The sequence below is a fragment of the Proteus sp. TSJ240517 genome (genome assembly GCF_047921575.1).
Classification (GTDB): domain Bacteria; phylum Pseudomonadota; class Gammaproteobacteria; order Enterobacterales; family Enterobacteriaceae; genus Proteus.
The window spans coordinates 142,260-159,512 of the sequence record NZ_JBLRMH010000005.1; the positions used below are offsets into that span (position 1 = coordinate 142,260).

Annotated in this window: 19 protein-coding genes; 3 read left to right on the plus strand and 16 right to left on the minus strand. The window is 38.7% G+C overall.

Going from position 1 to position 17,253, the window contains the following annotated elements; genetic code table 11:
* Positions 1 to 5: 5 nt before the first annotated feature.
* On the minus strand, positions 6 to 290 hold the full coding sequence (locus tag ACNARN_RS10585; RefSeq protein ID WP_109372668.1) for a GIY-YIG nuclease family protein: 285 nt from the start codon (positions 288 to 290) through the stop codon (positions 6 to 8).
* A gap of 286 nt (positions 291 to 576) precedes the next feature.
* On the opposite strand from ACNARN_RS10585, the gene ACNARN_RS10590 reads away from it, so the two are divergent.
* Complete coding sequence (locus ACNARN_RS10590) at positions 577 to 828, plus strand: YdgH/BhsA/McbA-like domain containing protein (protein WP_075673608.1); 252 nt, start codon at positions 577 to 579, stop codon at positions 826 to 828.
* Positions 829 to 942: 114 nt separating this feature from the next.
* A complete protein-coding gene (locus ACNARN_RS10595) occupies positions 943 to 1,383 on the plus strand; it encodes a YhbP family protein (RefSeq protein ID WP_198620210.1) in 441 nt (146 codons plus the stop codon).
* 26 nt (positions 1,384 to 1,409) lie between these two features.
* Here the strand turns inward: ACNARN_RS10595 and ACNARN_RS10600 are convergent, their stop codons facing one another.
* From ACNARN_RS10600 to argF, 9 genes are all read right to left on the minus strand, one after another.
* Entirely contained in the window at positions 1,410 to 1,772 is a 363-nt protein-coding gene (locus ACNARN_RS10600; protein ID WP_232797614.1) for a hypothetical protein, read from the minus strand.
* A gap of 159 nt (positions 1,773 to 1,931) precedes the next feature.
* Positions 1,932 to 2,141 (minus strand): hypothetical protein, encoded by a 210-nt coding sequence (locus ACNARN_RS10605; protein WP_023583554.1) that lies wholly within the window; start codon positions 2,139 to 2,141, stop codon positions 1,932 to 1,934.
* Between the two features lie 31 nt (positions 2,142 to 2,172).
* The gene (gene nrdG, locus ACNARN_RS10610; protein ID WP_196533539.1) at positions 2,173 to 2,637 is read right to left on the minus strand and encodes an anaerobic ribonucleoside-triphosphate reductase-activating protein; all 465 of its coding nucleotides are present in this window, start codon (positions 2,635 to 2,637) and stop codon (positions 2,173 to 2,175) included.
* A 4-nt stretch (positions 2,638 to 2,641) separates the two neighbouring features.
* Entirely contained in the window at positions 2,642 to 4,780 is a 2,139-nt protein-coding gene (gene nrdD / locus ACNARN_RS10615) for an anaerobic ribonucleoside-triphosphate reductase (protein ID WP_198620209.1), read from the minus strand.
* Between the two features lie 344 nt (positions 4,781 to 5,124).
* Positions 5,125 to 5,511 carry a RidA family protein gene (locus ACNARN_RS10620; RefSeq protein WP_006535650.1) on the minus strand — a complete coding sequence of 129 codons (387 nt, stop codon included), beginning with the start codon at positions 5,509 to 5,511 and terminating at the stop codon, positions 5,125 to 5,127.
* 324 nt (positions 5,512 to 5,835) lie between these two features.
* Complete coding sequence (gene pyrI, locus ACNARN_RS10625) at positions 5,836 to 6,294, minus strand: aspartate carbamoyltransferase regulatory subunit (RefSeq protein WP_109372664.1); 459 nt, start codon at positions 6,292 to 6,294, stop codon at positions 5,836 to 5,838.
* A gap of 13 nt (positions 6,295 to 6,307) precedes the next feature.
* The gene (gene pyrB / locus ACNARN_RS10630; protein ID WP_109372663.1) at positions 6,308 to 7,243 is read right to left on the minus strand and encodes an aspartate carbamoyltransferase; all 936 of its coding nucleotides are present in this window, start codon (positions 7,241 to 7,243) and stop codon (positions 6,308 to 6,310) included.
* A complete protein-coding gene (locus ACNARN_RS10635; RefSeq protein WP_162558370.1) occupies positions 7,240 to 7,413 on the minus strand; it encodes a hypothetical protein in 174 nt (57 codons plus the stop codon). Before ACNARN_RS10635 ends, pyrB begins: the two co-directional genes overlap by 4 nt.
* 178 nt (positions 7,414 to 7,591) lie before the next feature.
* On the minus strand, positions 7,592 to 8,596 hold the full coding sequence (argF, locus tag ACNARN_RS10640; RefSeq protein WP_198620208.1) for an ornithine carbamoyltransferase: 1,005 nt from the start codon (positions 8,594 to 8,596) through the stop codon (positions 7,592 to 7,594).
* Positions 8,597 to 8,780: 184 nt separating this feature from the next.
* Between argF and rraB the strand changes: the two genes are divergently transcribed.
* The gene (rraB, locus tag ACNARN_RS10645; protein ID WP_416304447.1) at positions 8,781 to 9,215 is read left to right on the plus strand and encodes a ribonuclease E inhibitor RraB; all 435 of its coding nucleotides are present in this window, start codon (positions 8,781 to 8,783) and stop codon (positions 9,213 to 9,215) included.
* Between the two features lie 109 nt (positions 9,216 to 9,324).
* Here the strand turns inward: rraB and ACNARN_RS10650 are convergent, their stop codons facing one another.
* The 6 genes from ACNARN_RS10650 to pepA all read right to left on the minus strand — a co-directional run bounded on the left by ACNARN_RS10650 (position 9,325) and on the right by pepA (position 16,996).
* Complete coding sequence (locus tag ACNARN_RS10650; RefSeq protein WP_416304448.1) at positions 9,325 to 10,194, minus strand: pirin family protein; 870 nt, start codon at positions 10,192 to 10,194, stop codon at positions 9,325 to 9,327.
* A 363-nt stretch (positions 10,195 to 10,557) separates the two neighbouring features.
* Positions 10,558 to 10,725, minus strand: a complete 168-nt coding sequence (locus tag ACNARN_RS10655) for a YhfL family protein (protein ID WP_036914671.1) — start codon at positions 10,723 to 10,725, stop codon at positions 10,558 to 10,560.
* Between the two features lie 420 nt (positions 10,726 to 11,145).
* Positions 11,146 to 11,655 carry a GNAT family N-acetyltransferase gene (locus ACNARN_RS10660; RefSeq protein ID WP_198620261.1) on the minus strand — a complete coding sequence of 170 codons (510 nt, stop codon included), beginning with the start codon at positions 11,653 to 11,655 and terminating at the stop codon, positions 11,146 to 11,148.
* A 375-nt stretch (positions 11,656 to 12,030) separates the two neighbouring features.
* Positions 12,031 to 14,919: a valine--tRNA ligase gene (locus ACNARN_RS10665; RefSeq protein WP_198626346.1), complete on the minus strand. Its 2,889-nt coding sequence runs from the start codon at positions 14,917 to 14,919 to the stop codon at positions 12,031 to 12,033.
* Between the two features lie 13 nt (positions 14,920 to 14,932).
* Positions 14,933 to 15,382, minus strand: coding sequence for a DNA polymerase III subunit chi (locus ACNARN_RS10670; RefSeq protein ID WP_023583544.1), 450 nt, complete (start codon positions 15,380 to 15,382; stop codon positions 14,933 to 14,935).
* Positions 15,383 to 15,487: 105 nt separating this feature from the next.
* On the minus strand, positions 15,488 to 16,996 hold the full coding sequence (pepA, locus tag ACNARN_RS10675; RefSeq protein WP_006535637.1) for a leucyl aminopeptidase: 1,509 nt from the start codon (positions 16,994 to 16,996) through the stop codon (positions 15,488 to 15,490).
* Positions 16,997 to 17,253: the final 257 nt, after the last annotated feature.

Here is a 17,253-nt window from a genome sequence, read left to right on the forward strand (position 1 = left end):
ATTGTCTATCGTGTTAAATACAACGCAATGTCTGAAGGCTGGTCTTTGATCAGCTTTTCTTTTTGCGTTTTCTTCAATTGTTTTAATTGGTATTCAAGTTGAGAAGCACGTTGCCGAGAGCCTATTTGGCAATGAAACTCTAATAATAAAGGTCCTTTTCCTTTCAGTGCTTTAGCGCCGGTTCCATTCTGGTGTTGAGTAAAGCGTCGCTCAACGTTTGTCGTTATCCCTGTATAAAGATAGCCAAGACGATTTCTGACAATATAGAGTGACCACACTGTATCAGCCATCATTTTTTCCTTTTCGTGCTACTTTTTTTTTGATAAATAATATTTCTCAATTTTTGAATTGAGTAATTTATCGTTTTATCAAAATGAAATCTATTAGATATATCAATATGTTGTGAAATATTTGTGACAGAATAATTTGTTATTTATAAAATGACATTCAATTTTTTTGAAAATGAACAGCAATTATTGCTAATTTTAAAGTTAAATTAAAGCGCATAGTATGATCCATATCACAGAGAGACACTCCGCGATACCTAACAAAATTAGAATTTAATTGGAGTTTATTATGAAAAAATCTACATTAATCGCTGCAACATTAGCTTTAAGTGCTATTTCATTCGGTTCAATCGCATCTGATAGCGTATCAAAAAGCCCTTCTGTTAATGGTGAGTATATCACAATCACAGGTAGCGATACTTTAGATGGTTTAACCACTAAAATTGCTCAAATTGCAAAAGATGAAGGTGCAAAAGGCTTTAAAGTTGTTGGCGCAACAGGTGACGATTACCTCACTGTAAATGCTGAAATTTATCGTTAATTTTAATTATTTTCGATAAATAACCTGTAATAAGAGACACGCGGTAAGACGCTCGTTTTGATGATATAATTATCAGCTAAACAGCGTCTCTTTTTGTATCTATACAGGTGTATTATGTCTTCTTTAGACTCGATCAAAATAATTAAACAATACATTCGAGATAACCATGTGTTTACCTTATGTACAACTCGTTCATTAGGTGATGTTTGGTGTGCAAATTGTTTTTATTGGTTCGATGAAAGCCAGATGAGGCTTGTTTTTCTTTCTGAAAAGAAAACGCGTCATGCTCAAATGATGCAGGAAAATTTATTAGTTGCAGGAAGTATTAGTACGCAAGAAATTGCAGTATCCGATCTACAAGGTATTCAATTCACGGGTTCTGTTGCTTTACTGGCAGGTAAGGACGACATCAACGCAAGAAAACATTACTGTTTACGCTTTCCTGTCGCATTAGCCGCCATCCATGTGCCTTTATGGGAATTACAATTACAAGAAATTAAGATGGTCAATAATCAGTTAGGTTTTGGGACTAAGCTGTATTGGCAGCGTGATTAAGCTGATTATTTTTTCTCAAATTTCTTTTATTCCCAAAAATAATGATTTTTCTGTTCCCACCCTTTTAAAGACATACATGAAGTATAGAAGGTTCTTCTGTCTTCTTGATTAATGTCCTCAACATAACTTTCTGTCATTGGTACGCGTTCAGTGTAGGTTTTTTTATCACCACAATGGTCTTTATCATCTTTACGACACGTTCTTTGTACATCACGATAAACAGTACGTTGTAGCACTTCTTTTCGGATAGGGTAACGAGTATTGGCATCGAGATCACAAATTAGCTTTGCTTCTTGTAATGTGTAATCTGATGCGCCTTTGGGTTCCCAAGTACTACTGCAACCCGAAAGTAAAATTATTGAAAATAAAGGGAAGAGTACTAATTTCATATCAAATATCATCATAAAAAGAATAGTCAAGAGAGTTAATAATAAAACAAAACTAATCACTTTGACCATCTTTTTTGAAAATGATTCGCATTTGATAACAGGAGTGATTAAGTAAGAATGGTAAGAAAAAAGCCCATTATATAAATGGGCTTTTAGGGATTACTCAAATGATGAAAGATTTTTTTCTATCTCAGCATCTATTTCAGTATGCTGGAGATGTTTAGCACCGAGTTTCTTTTTCAATTCGGTGCCTAGCTTCACGAGTTGTTCTCGATTCGCTTTAGACTGCTTTTTACCCCATTTTTTTAAATGGTAGTTCAGTTCATGATCTTCAGAAAAGCTTACATATTTATTATCACTTAAAGGCATACATCCTCCAGTTAATTTAATTCAATGTGTATTACTTCAATTTATGGATCACCTGATTACTACTACCACGCCACAGTAATGCGGGATCATAAAGTTCTTGTACGAACTTCCCATCAATCAGTACGTTAATAAAGTTAACGACTTCTTGCTGCTCTGGGGTTAAGTCAGCCAGTAAGTAGCCAGTCCAAACCCAAATATCTTTCTCAGGGCATTCCGTTTTAACGCGTTTTACCAATTTTAATATAGCAGAAAGATTTTGAGGGTGTAGTGGATCTCCACCTGAAAGTGATAATCCTTGTCGTTTAATCCGACTGTCTTGGAGATCAGCAATGATCTGATCTTCCACTTCTTGTGTAAATGGCTTGCCCGACGTTAATGACCACGTTGATTTGTTATAACAGCCTCGGCATTGGTGTATGCACCCTGCAACAAACAGGGTGCAACGAGTACCAGGACCATTTACCACATCAACAGGATAATATTGATGATAATTCACTCTGTTAGCCTAACTGACCATTTGCCAGATGTTTAACTCGACGTTTAACTTCTTCCTGTTTACCCGCATTAAATGGACGTGAATCGGGGCTGCCTAAATATCCACACACACGGCGAATAACAGAGACTCTAGCAGGGTTGTGATTACCACAACGCGGGCAAGTAAAGCCTTTACTGGTGCAAGAGAATTCACCGGTATAACCACAGTCGTAACATTCGTCTATTGGAGTGTTTGTTCCATAGTAAGGAACTCGGGTATAGCTATAGTCCCACACATCCTCTAACGCTTTAAGGTTATGCTGTAAGTTTGGATATTCGCCATAGCAGATAAAACCGCCACTTGCTAATGGAGGATAAGGCGCTTCAAAATCCAGTTTGTCGTATGGGTTTACTTTTTTCTCAACATCTAAGTGGAAGCTGTTGGTGTAATAACCTTTGTCGGTAACACCAGGAAGAATACCGAACTCTGCGGCATCTAAACGACAGAAACGGTCACATAAGTTTTCGCTTGGTGTGCTATAAAGGCTAAAGCCATAACCTGTTTCAGCTTTCCATTGATCTGTGGCTTCACGTAGACGATTAATAATCGCTACCGCTTTTTCTCTTAAGGTTTCGTCGTCAAAAACGTGTTTTTGAGTACCAAACAGTGCATTAATGGTTTCATGAACACCAATATAACCAAGAGAAATTGAGGCTCTACCATTTTTAAAGATTTCAGCCACATTATCATCTGCTTTCAAGCGAACACCGCAAGCACCTTCCATATAAAGGATAGGGGCAACACGCGCTTTGACGTTTTCTAAACGAGCAATACGTGTCATCAGTGCTTTTTTCGCTAATTCAAGGCGGTCATCAAGTAGTGACCAGAATGTCGCTTCATCACCTTGAGCTTCAATAGCAATACGCGGTAGATTCAGGCTGATAACGCCTAAGTTATTACGCCCCTCGTGGATCATTTCGCCATTTTCTTCGTAAACACCTAAGAAACTACGGCAACCCATTGGAGTTTTAAATGATCCCGTCACTTTCACAACTTGATCGTAATTTAAGATATCGGGATACATGCGTTTACTTGCGCATTCAAGAGCAAGTTGTTTGATATCGTAATTAGGATCACCAAACTTATGGTTTAAGCCATCTTTAATGGCAAAAACGAGTTTAGGGAAAACAGCCGTTTTACGGTTTTTACCTAAACCTGCCATACGGTTTTCAAGAATAGAGCGTTGAATTAAACGCGCTTCTTTTGATGTACCAAGACCAAAGCCAAAAGTGACAAATGGGGTTTGTCCATTAGCCGTATGCAGCGTATTGACTTCATACTCTAAAGATTGGAATGCGTCGTAACACTCTTTTTCAGTGCGTGCAGTGGCATAGGCTTCTTTGTCAGCAATTTGCCATTCTTCTGCCACTTTATAGTGTTTGTCATAACTTGCTTTTACAAATGGTGCTAATACTTCATCGATACGATTTATCGTTGTACCGCCATAAATATGGCTTGCCACTTGTGCGATAATTTGTGCAGTTACTGCTGTTGCTGTTGAAATAGATTTAGGGGGTTCTATTTCCGCATTTCCCATTTTAAAGCCATTGTTTAACATGCCTTTAAGGTCAATTAGCATACAGTTAAACATAGGGAAAAACGGTGAATAATCGAGATCATGATAATGAATTTCACCACGCTCATGAGCGAGTACCACATCTCTTGGCAGGATATGCAATTTTGCGTAATGTTTAGCCACAATACCCGCAAGTAAATCACGCTGGGTAGGGATAACCTTACTGTCTTTATTCGCATTTTCATGAAGAATAGAGACATCACTTTGTTCGATAAGACCTCGGATTTCCTGAGTTAGTCTTCCACGTTGCTCACGAGCAACATCTCGGTCATGACGGTATTCAATGTAGGCTCTGGCGACATCTTTATGTTCGCCAGCCATCAGCTGATTTTCTACGGCGTCTTGGATCTCACGGATATCGACATTCGAACGTCCTGCGAGAGATTGTGAAACGGATTGCGCGACAGAATCGCAATAATCATCATCAGTGATCTCACAAGCTACGGCGGCTCTTTTGATAGCATCGCTGATGCGGGTTTGGTCAAAAGAGACTTTACATCCGTCTCGTTTTATCACTATGGTTTTCACAATCTTGCTCCTTAACTATTTATCCACAGGCTCAAATCCCATAAAAACAGGTGATGGCACAGCATTCAGGCTTATTGTGGATAAGATGTGTATAATTACTATATGTTGTAGGTCGGTATGTATTAAAGCACAATATATAGTTATTGGAAGGGAAATAATCTTCATTAAAACTGATCTATATCAAGGTATTTTTGCTACGTCAGGTATCAAGAGGGATTAGCCGAATTGTAAATATGTGCCAAAAATAGAAGTGATAAATTATTCATCAAAAAGTGAGAACATAAAAAAAGCAAAGTGCTCATTAAGAGACCTTTGCTTTTTTATGACTCATTATTGAGACGAAATTAACGGATAGCGATAACTTCGATTTCTACTTTTGCATCTTTTGGTAAACGTGCAACTTCAACACATGAGCGAGCTGGGAATGCGGCATTATGCTCTTTAAAGAACGCTTCATAAGCCGCATTGATTGTACCAAAATCATTTAAATCTTTTACGAAAACAGTAGTCTTGATGATGTTAGCAACGGTTAAACCCGCTTTTTCAATGATTGCTTTTACGTTTTCTAAAGATTGACGAGCTTGCTCTGCGGCATTATCAGAAACAAATTCACCGGTTGCAGGATCAACAGGTAATTGACCTGAAGTGATCACTAAGTTACCTAAATCAACACCTTGTACATAAGGGCCGATTGCTGCAGGGGCTTTATCGGTATTAATTTCGTAAGACATGTAGAACTCCTGTTTTTATAAGATTAACGCTAACATTCGATTAGTGTGGCGCTATTATAGCCAGTGCTTTAGGTTAGCAATATGACAGATGTCAGGCTTTATCATAAAGTTTGTCAGTGTAAAAAGAAAATGAATGTAGAGTTATACTGCATCTTGACGCTACTTTTAGTCCATAAAAATAGTGAAATTGTAGTAATATTTTTTATAAAAAAGAGGAAATAAACTATTTCTATTTTTAGTAAAAATAGTCTTGGGGCTTTTAAGAGATAATTATTCTTTTTTATAAAAAAACTATCTGCCCTTTCGAGCAGATAGTTAAAAGAATTAACGAATTACCGCATGGCGTTCGAACTCTTTTTCACAGTATTTGCAGGTTAATACAACATCTGAGGCCAGTTTTTTCACACGGAAACTACTTTGTACTGGCTCGTTATGGCTAATACAGTTGCTGTTCGGGCAAGGCACCACATCTTCAAGTAATTCAGGTAAGCTTAATGCCATCTTATTAATCACTTGATAATCATCGATAATATTTACCGTTGCTTGCGGTGCATACATTGCTAAACGGTTTGCTTGTTCTGGGGTTAAAAAGACATTCTCAATTTTAATTAAGTCTTTTTTACCTAAATTTTCTGAAGGTAAATTAAAACCCACTGTTATTCTTTCATCAGTTTCAGTTAAACGAAACAGTGAAAGAATTTTAAAGCCCACCTGCGCTGGAATATGATCAATAACAGTCCCACGTTTGATAGCTTCAACTTTTAGTTTGTGATCATGTGTCATGGTGTGCTCCTTATTAAAGAACTAAGTTTTTATTCAGAACTAAGGCAAGTAATGCCTGGCGTGCGTAGATACCATTGCCCGCTTGTTGGAAATAGTAAGCGTAAGGTGTTTTATCTACATCAGTAGTGATTTCATCAATACGTGGCAGTGGGTGTAGGATCTTGAGGTTATCTTTCACATTCACAAGATCTGCACTGGTTAAGATAAATTGTGCTTTCACATTCGCATACTCAGATGGATCTAAACGCTCTTTCTGTACACGAGTCATATAGAGAATATCCAGCTCAGGCATGACTTCATCTACTGTTTCATGCTGGCTATATTCAACACCATTCTCTTCCAGTAAGTGAAGAATATGCTCTGGCATAGCGAGTACTTTAGGGGCGATAAAATAGAGATGATTACCTTTAAATTTCGCTAATGCTTGTGCTAGTGAGTGAACTGTTCTGCCATATTTTAAGTCACCGACCATCGCGATATTAAGATTATCTAAACGACCCTGTGTCTCTTGAATGGTAAACAAATCCAGTAAAGTTTGTGTTGGATGTTGGTTTGCGCCATCACCCGCATTAAGTACTGGAATATCGCCAGCAAACTCAGAAGCTAAACGCGCTGCACCTTCTTGAGGATGGCGAATAACAATGGCATCAGCATAAGTGCGAAGAACCGAAATGGTATCCGCTAAAGTTTCACCTTTTTTACCCAGTGAAGTGTTGCTTCCATCAGAAAAACCGACAACAGATGCGCCTAGGCGATGAATCGCAGTTTCAAATGATAGGCGAGTACGTGTTGATGCTTCAAAAAAGCAACTCGCAATCACTTTATCTTTTAACAATTCGTTATTAGGTTGCTGTTTTAATTTATTAGCAACGTGAAGAACAGCTTCCAAATCTTCCCTGTCCAGATCATTGATGGAGATAATATGCTTTTGGTAGAGCGGATTAGTCATTTGAGTTCTCCTTTAGCGATGAATTGTGCGATAAGTGGTTTTTTACAGGCCAAAAAAAACCCCTCAATAAGAGGGGTTTTAAAAAATTGGGCTATTGGAAAAAAGAGAATGCGCTTGCGACCAGTTAAGGTGCTTGTTTTAGTAACAAATTGGAATAGGCGCTGTTTCATCTTTCCTCCTGACAAATTGTGGCGCATTATACGCATCTTAGATTTGCACGCAAGCGTTTGCTTTTGTTTTTTTCTAAAAATTTTTTTTTGATTTAAAAATCAATAAGCTTGGGATAAAACAAAGAAAACACCTATTTTTTGATAAATAAAAAATAGGTGTTTTGCATGATTATGTATTTTAGAAAGGATTTGCAAGGGTAGCGACCATCACTGCTTTTATGGTGTGAAGACGATTTTCTGCTTCATCAAACACAATGCTGTGTTTTGATTCAAAAACCTCATCAGTGACTTCAAAACCACCATATAGGTTAAATTCTTCAGCTAATGCTTTACCCATCGTTGTTTCTTCATCATGAAAAGCGGGTAAACAGTGAAGGAATTTAACATCTGTATTTCCAGTTAATTTTATAACATCCATATTGACCTGATAAGGCTTGAGTAAAGCAATACGCTCTTTCCAAACCTCTTTCGGTTCACCCATAGAAACCCACACGTCAGTGTAAAGAAAATCTGCATTTTTAACGCCTTCAGCGACATTTTCAGTGAGTGTGATTTTTCCACCATTTTTTGTTGCAATTTCTTGGCATTGAGCAACTAAACCTGCTTCAGGCCAACATGCTTTAGGGGCAACTAAACGTAAATCCATACCTGTTAATGCTGCCGCTTCCAGCATGGTATTTCCCATGTTATTACGAGCGTCACCAAGGTAAGCAAACACAGTTTCTGATAACGGTTTAGTTTGATGTTCAGTGATAGTGAGTAAATCTGCTAGTAGCTGTGTTGGGTGAAATTCATTGGTTAAACCATTCCAAACAGGTACACCTGAATATTGTGCAAGTGCATCTACCGTTTTTTGCCCGTAACCCCGATACTGAATACCATCATACATACGACCTAATACTCGAGCGGTATCTTTTATCGATTCTTTATGCCCAATTTGGCTTCCTCCTCCTAAATAAGTCACTCTTGCGCCTTGATCAAATGCAGCAACTTCAAATGCACAACGGGTACGTGTTGAGTCTTTTTCAAAAATCAGTGCGATATTTTTTCCAGTAAGATATTGAGTTTCTTGACCTGATTTTTTGGCTTTTTTCAATTGCGTTGACAGTGTAAGCAGTTGCTGAATTTCCACAGGTGAAAAATCAAGCAAACGTAAGAATGATTTTTGATAAAAAGGGTTCATAGAGTGATATCCTGTTATTGAATTTATATTCAATTTATATTAATAAATATTCATCATCAACCCCTAAGGCAAAACTTTTAATTTAAACAGTCTGCGATAAGGGAATCATATTAAGTATGGAGTGTTGATCCTGCCTGTGGGAGAATGAACGAGATACCTTTTCAGACTATTGCGGAGCATGATTATGGCGGACAGCAAAGAGTTAGCAGAACAATGTGAAGAAACACGTCTTATTATTGAAGAGTTACTGGAAGATGGCAGTGATCCTGACGCACTGTATGCCATTGAGCACCATATTTCTTGTGAAAACTTTGAAACACTAGAAAAAGCAGCAGTTGAAGTCTTTAAGTTAGGTTATGAAGTGACTGAGCCTGAGGAAATTGAAGTCGAATCAGGTGAGATCCTAGTTTGTTTTGATGCTGTGAGTGAAAGTGGTTTGAATGCTGAACTTATTGATGCTCAAGTTGAGCAATTAATGAATTTAGCTGAAAAAATGGGTGTCTATTACGATGGTTGGGGGACTTATTTTGAAGATCCTGACGCAGAGTATGATGATGAAGAAGGTGAAGACGAAGACGACGAAGAAGAAGAGTCTGATAAGTCATCTCGCTTACATTAATTTTTGCTAAATGTTGTCCTTTTGTACCTGATTTATCAGTGCAAAATAATAGCACCAGCCACAAAATAATTACTTTGTGACTGGTGTTATTGGTTTTAAGATCGAGCGATTAGTTCATCACCCCAAATCTACCATTGTCATAATCATCAAAAGCTTGTTGTAACTCTTCTTGCGTATTCATCACAAAAGGTCCTTGTCCAGCAATCGGCTCATTAATCGGCTCACCTGCTAGAATTAAAACAAGGGTGTCACCCATTGATTCTAATGTCAGCGTATCGCCATGATTATCTAACACGACCATGTCATGTTGGCGTGCTATTTCACTGTCATTGATATGTACCGCACCTTTTACTACAAACAGCATTGCATTATGGCCTTCGGGAATACTGTAATGTGAAACACCTGCGTGATTTAAATGCAGATCCCACACATTCAGTGGTGAATAGGTCATTGCGGCACCTTGGGTATTGGCATAATTACCCGCAATGACTCTGACATAACCCTGACCATCAGGTAATTCAACATGAGGGATATCCTCTGCTTTTAGCGCCTGATAACGAGGCTGTGTCATTTTGTACGCTGTCGGCAGATTCACCCAAAGTTGCACCATTTCCAATACACCGCCTTCTTTGGTCATTTTTTCAGAGTGATACTCTTTATGCAAAATGCCAGAAGCAGCAGTCATCCATTGCACATCACCTGCGCCGATGGTTCCAGCATGACCTTTAGAGTCATGATGAGAAACTTCGCCTTGATAAGCGATTGTCACGGTTTCAAATCCACGATGAGGATGCGCTCCTACACCACGGGCATTAGTAACAGGCTTAAATAGTGTTGGCTCGGCATAATCCATCAGCAGAAACGGGCTATGTTTTTCACCATTTTCCTGATAGGAAAATAAGGTGCTGACTGGAAAGCCATTACCTACCCAGTGTGAATTTGGCGCCGAATAAATATGATTAATCTGTCTGATAGTCATGATTGTTCTCCGAGTTAAGGAAAGAAACCGCAATAACCAAGACACAGAAGGAGGTAATACAGATTATCGCGATTTCTTAATGAAGCTGATCATAAAGTGTTCGCGAGATGAACAAAATAGGGGGAATTTGTTGATGGTGTTCAAAAAAAATGAATGATTTTAATAGATAGAAATAAAAGAGATGTAATAAAGAAAATAGAAATAATAAATAGGCTATATTTAAATAATTGAATAAATAGTTTTTAGTGTAATAGATTTAATTTTTTTTCATTTCTTTTCAAGAAATGAAAAATAAAAAACTACATTCTTTCTTAGCAACAATAAGTCAGAATGCAGTTTATTAATATGTTTATTTCTTAGTTCTTATTTGCTTGTGTCGCCACAGCCGCCAATAATTTTAGAAATAGAAACTGCTGGGTGCAGTAAGTAGTCGTAGTTACAGTCTTTTTCTTTATTGTATACGCTACCAGTACAACCAGTCATTACGGTAATTACAGAAGCAATAAGTGCAATTTTAACAAAGTTTTTCATGAAAAAATTCCTTTTAAATTTTAGAGTTATAAAAGCCATCACATGACTTTATCTGCATAAAGATATTAAATTAGCGATAAATAGCAATATAAAAAAGAAGGAGAATTAAAATAAAATAGAAGCTAAGAGATATTTAATTTAAGAAGTTAAATAGAGTTATCTAGAGTGAAATGAATAATAAATTAAACTTGTAGATTTTAATAAAATATAAGATAAGAATTTCATTAATAATACTTTGATAATAATTAATTAAGAAATTAATTGTGAGAATAAGTATAAAATATACTGTATTTATATCATTTTGATAAACAGAATTTGTGTTAATAGGTGCTATTTTTGACAATAAAAACCCGTATCAGAAATACGGGTAAAGTAAAACTTATTTTATTTATTGTATTACTTAGGGAACAGCAAGAACGCTTAAAGTGGCTTCACCATACGGATCTCACAATCACTATGTCCAGTGTTGCCTAATGCTTCATCAATAAATTCGAATCCTAGCTTTTCGTATAAACCGACAGCCGCTTTTAAGATATCTGTGGTTTCTAAATAGCAACGGTTAAAGCCTTGCTCTTTACCAAATTCAAGAGATTGTAGAACGATTTTTTTCGCAATACCTTTGCCTCGTAGTTTGGATGAAAGGTATATTTTTTGTAATTCACAAGTATTGCCATCACCTCCAGCAAGTGGTGCGACACCGCCGCCACCAACAACTTCTCCATCCATCTCAACAATCCAGTAAGCACTGCGTGGCTGATGATAAACTTCATAAAGGGTATCTAAAATTGGGTCGGCAACAGCAAAGCCTTTATCGGCAGTTAAACCGTGCTCTGCGGAGACTTCACGAATAACGCGTGCAATACCTGCGTTGTCTTTTTCTTCAATTGCTCGGATAACAATATTTGAGGTTATAGCTTGGGTTGCAGTCATAGTTGCACTCATCGTTTTCACTTATTAGTAGAATACTTTTTGATTATTTATTGAGAGAGCACCGGAAAGGAACTTCTTCATTGAAAGTAGCGCGGGTGGCTACAAAAACTATCTTAATTGATTAAGCGTGTTTGTAAACCGTTAACCCTTTTTCTTTGCTTACTTATCCCCTTTATTTCTAGCGTTATATTTTAGCGAGTGATTAAATTTAAGCGAAAATAAGGGGGAGAAAGGCGGATTGACGAGAATAGAACCGAGAATAACAAGAAATGAAGTGAAAAATGGTTTTATTTTTTAGCTGAATGATATTAAGTCAAAACCCGCGATAAACGCGGGTTTTTATTATTAATCTCAGTGTCTTTAAAGCGACTATGCTTATAAAGAGGCGATAGAGATTTTTTGTGCGATTAGTTTTTCTTTTGCACTTAAGCATGTTGCTAAGCGTTCACGCTCTTTAGCAACAACCGCTTCTGGCGCACGGCTAACAAAGCCATCGTTAGATAATTTGCTGTCTAAAGTTGTGATATCTTTTTCTACTTTTTCAAGCTCTTTATCTAAACGTGCAAGCTCCGCATCTTTATCGATAAAGCCCGCCATTGGGATCAGCAATTCTGCACCGTTAACCAGTTTATTAACTGATAATGGCGCTTCTTCGCCTTCTGCTAATGGACGAATATCCGCTAAACGACCCATTGCTTTTAAGAAACCAATATTGTCACTAACGCGACGTTTAGCATTGTCGTCGGCACCACGTAAGATAACTTCAAGTGGTTTACCTGGGGCAATATTCATTTCAGCACGGATATTACGTACAGCAACGATAACTTCTTTGATCCACTCAAGATCGTTAAGTGCAGCTTCATCAACAAGTGATGCATCGAATTCAGGGAAAGCTTGTAGCATGATGGTTTCACCTTCGATGCCTTTCACTTCCTTCACACGTTGCCAGATTGTCTCTGTGATAAATGGAATAATTGGATGAGCAAGGCGCAGTAAGCCTTCTAACACTTCAATCAGTGTATGACGCGCTGCGCGTTTTTGTGCATCATTACCTTTGTGTACCGCAGGTTTTGATAGCTCAAGATACCAGTCACAGAATTGGTTCCAAGTGAACTCATATAAAATACCAGCAGCGATATCGAAACGATAGTTGTCTAACGCTTCACGATAGGCTTTAACGGTATTGTTAAATTCAGCTAAGATCCAACGGTCAGCCAGTGAGAATGTCATCTCACCACCTTGGTAGCCACAATCTTGATCTTCTGTATTCATCAGCACAAAGCGGCTTGCATTCCACAGCTTGTTACAGAAGTTACGGTAACCAGATAGACGTTTCATATCCCAGTTAATATCGCGACCCGTTGAGGCTAACGCGGCTAAGGTAAAGCGCAGGGCATCTGTACCGTGTGCTTCAATACCTTCTGGGAACTCTTTGCTAGTACGTTTAGCAATTTTTTCAGCCATTTGTGGCTGCATCATATTACCAGTACGTTTTTCTAACAGGTTCTCTAATGAAATACCGTCGATCATATCCAGAGGATCAAGTACGTTACCTTTAGATTTTGACATCTTCTGGCCTTCTTCATCACGAATAAGACCTGTCATGTAAACCGTATTAAATGGCACTTGCGGTTTACCGTCTTCGTCTTTGATAAAGTGCATGGTCATCATGATCATGCGAGCGATCCAGAAGAATATAATATCGAATCCACTGACTAAAACATTTGTTGGATGGAATGTCTTCAGTGCTTCAGTATTTTCAGGCCAGCCTAATGTTGAGAATGTCCATAGTGCCGATGAGAACCACGTATCCAGTACGTCATCATCTTGGCGTAATGCAACATCAGCTGCGATATTGTTTTCACGACGAACTTCTTCTTCGTCACGACCAACATAAACGTTGCCTTCATTATCATACCAAGCTGGGATACGGTGACCCCACCACAGTTGACGAGAAATACACCAATCTTGGATATCATTCATCCATGAGAAGTACATATTTTCGTACTGCTTTGGTACAAATTGGATATCGCCATTTTTAACAGCTTCAACTGCTGGTTTCGCTAAAGGTGCTGCGCGAACATACCATTGGTCTGTTAATAAAGGCTCGATAACGACACCACCACGGTCGCCGTAAGGTACGGTTAAATCGTGAGGCTTGATCTCTTCTAATAAACCTAGACGTTCAAATTCAGCGACCATTGCTTTACGTGCAGCAAAGCGTTCCATACCTTGGTAGGCTGCTGGAATTTCAGTGCTATAAACATCAGATTCAACACCATTGGTGTCTAAGACTTCTGCGCTTACACGGATATTGCCGTCAAAATCCATGATATTAATCATTGGTAATTGATGACGACGTCCAACTTCATAGTCATTAAAGTCGTGAGCAGGGGTGATTTTTACGCAACCTGTACCTTTTTCCATATCAGCGTGTTCATCCGCTAAAATAGGGATACGGCGGTTAACGATTGGTAGAATAATTTCTTTACCAATTAAATCTTTATAGCGAGGATCTTCTGGGTTAACAGCAACACCTGTATCACCTAACATGGTTTCAGGACGTGTTGTTGCAACAATGAGGTAGTCTTTACCTTCGGCTGTTTTCGCCCCATCCGCTAAAGGATAACGCAGATGCCACATAGATCCTTTAACTTCACGGTTTTCGACTTCAAGATCAGAAATCGCTGTGTGTAATTTAGGATCCCAGTTTACGAGGCGTTTACCACGGTAGATTAGATCTTCTTTATGTAAGCGAACAAAAGCTTCTTTAACCGCTTTAGATAACCCTTCATCCATTGTGAAACGTTCACGTTCCCAATCAACAGAGTTACCTAAACGACGCATTTGGTTAGAAATGTTACCACCTGATTCTGCTTTCCATTCCCAAATTTTGTCGATAAATGCATCACGACCATAGTCATGACGATTTTTACCTTCTTCAGCGGCAATTTTTCGCTCAACAACCATTTGCGTTGCGATACCCGCATGGTCAGTACCTGACTGCCATAAGGTATTTTTACCTTGCATACGCTGATAACGGATCATGGTATCCATAATAGTCTGCTGGAAAGCATGACCCATATGTAGGCTACCTGTGACGTTTGGCGGTGGGATCACGATACAGAAGCTTTCTTTCGTTGTATCGCCATTGGCTTTGAAATAGCCATTTTTTTCCCAATGCTGATACAGAGGTTGTTCAATCTCTGCTGGATTATATGTTGTGTCGAGCGATGGCTCTTTCGGTGCGGATTTATTTTCCATATTTTTTACGTATTCAATAGGTTGGCGGCGTAGCCATTGTCAAAGTAAAGCCGACGCTACGATAAATTTTATATCGTTCACGCGCCAACTGTTTCAATTGTTCATCAATAGGTACAAAGTCTATCACTTCATGGAAAGCTGTGGCAAAGTCTACGAATTGCGATTGCAAATTAATCAAGAGATCACGAGGTGCATTACCACGTTTTCCAGGCCAACATAACTCAACAGGAGAGCCATAACGAGGACCTTCACCTGCAAGATTATGAGGAACAAACTGATGAGGTTCTCTTGCCCATAATGCCTCATCAAGCAATTCAGCTTGAGCTTGAGACTCACAAACCAACAAAATACGTTTGCCTAATCGCCAATGTTCAGCAGTAAGTTGACAGGCAAGCCACTCATGAGCCTGTAAATCATCGTGTATTGATGGGTGTTCCATTAAATAAAACGTGGCGTTTTTCATGATATCCCGATAACAGAAGGGTATTGCGTTGCAATACCCTTCTTGGAGTCTGCTCTATTTACCATAATAATAGGGTAATACCTTAACCCTGATAATTATGCGGTATTACTCGTCGCTATTCAAACCCGCGCGATTAAGTAAGAACTGAGACAATAAAGAAACAGGGCGGCCTGTCGCGCCTTTTGCTTTACCAGAACGCCATGCTGTGCCTGCAATATCCAAGTGAGCCCAGTTATATTTAGTCGCAAAGCGCGCTAAGAAACAACCCGCAGTAATTGCGCCACCTAAACGGCCACCAGTATTAGCTAAATCAGCAAAATTAGATTCGATTTGTTCATAGAACTCATCGCCTAATGGTAAACGCCAAGCGCGGTCACCTGCTTGTTCTGATGCATTCATTAATTCATGTGCTAATGGATTATGATTAGACATTAATCCGCTGTAGTGATGTCCTAAAGCCACCATACAAGCACCTGTTAATGTAGCGATATCGACAACTAATTCAGGCTCAAAGCGCTCAACATAAGTTAACGTATCACACAGCACTAAACGACCTTCAGCATCGGTGTTTAATACTTCTACGGTTTGTCCTGACATGGTTGTTAAAATATCACCTGGGCGATACGCTTTTCCACCCGGCATATTTTCGCAACCCGCAAGTACGCCAATGACATTGATTGGTAACTGGAGTTCAGCAACAACACGCATCACACCGTAAACCGTTGCCGCACCACACATGTCGTATTTCATTTCATCCATGCCATCAGCAGGCTTGATGGAAATACCACCCGAGTCAAATGTCAGCCCTTTACCTACTAACACAATTGGGCGAGCTTCAGGATCTTTATTGCCTTTATATTCGATAATCGACATTAAAGATTCATTTTGAGAGCCTTGTCCTACTGCGAGGTAAGCATTCATATTTAGCTCTTTCATTTGTTCTTCGCCAATAACACGCGTAGAAACATTTGAAGATGAGTCTGCTAGTTGACGAGCTTGAGACGCCAAATAAGCGGCATTACAGATATTTGGTGGCATGTTAGCTAAATCTTTACATGCTTTAATACCTGAAGCGATGGCTAAACCGTGTGCAATTGCACGTTCACCACTTGGTAGTTCACGACGAGTAGGTACATTAAAGACCATCTTACGTAATGGGCGACGTAATTCTGTCTTATTGCTTTTCAGTTGATCAAAGGTATAGAGGCAGTCTTTTGCAGTCTCAACCGCTTGACGCACTTTCCAGTAATTATTACGACCTTTAACATGTAACTCAGTCAGAAAGCATACGGCTTCCATAGATCCAGTTTCATTGAGTGTGTTAATGGTTTTTTGAATGATCTGTTTATACTGGCGTTCATCCAATTCACGCTCTTTACCGCAACCAATTAGTAAAACGCGCTCAGAGAGAACATTTGGTACATGATGTAACAGCAATGATTGTCCGACTTTGCCTTCCAGTTCACCTCTGCGTAACAAGGCGCTGATATAGCCATCACTGATTTTATCAAGTTGCTCCGCGATCGGAGATAAACGACGAGGCTCAAACACCCCCACGATAATACAAGCGCTGCGTTGTTTCTCTGGGCTGCCGCTTTTTACATTAAACTCCATGCGTTCTCCTGAATATTAAAGACAAAAACGGAAAGTATCGTTTAGAATAGTGATCCGCATTAATCTACCCCATAGAAAGTTTACTTTTTATGTTAAGCTAAATGCATTAATTGAACACAACTAATTTAGCTAACTTATAAGCTTGTTCTTATTGGGAACCTGTTTATAGCATGTTTTGATATCATTTGGGCTGCAAGAATGTCTAACTGAGATGCACAAATGATAGATATACAACGAAGTTAGCGATTTTCCTGCAA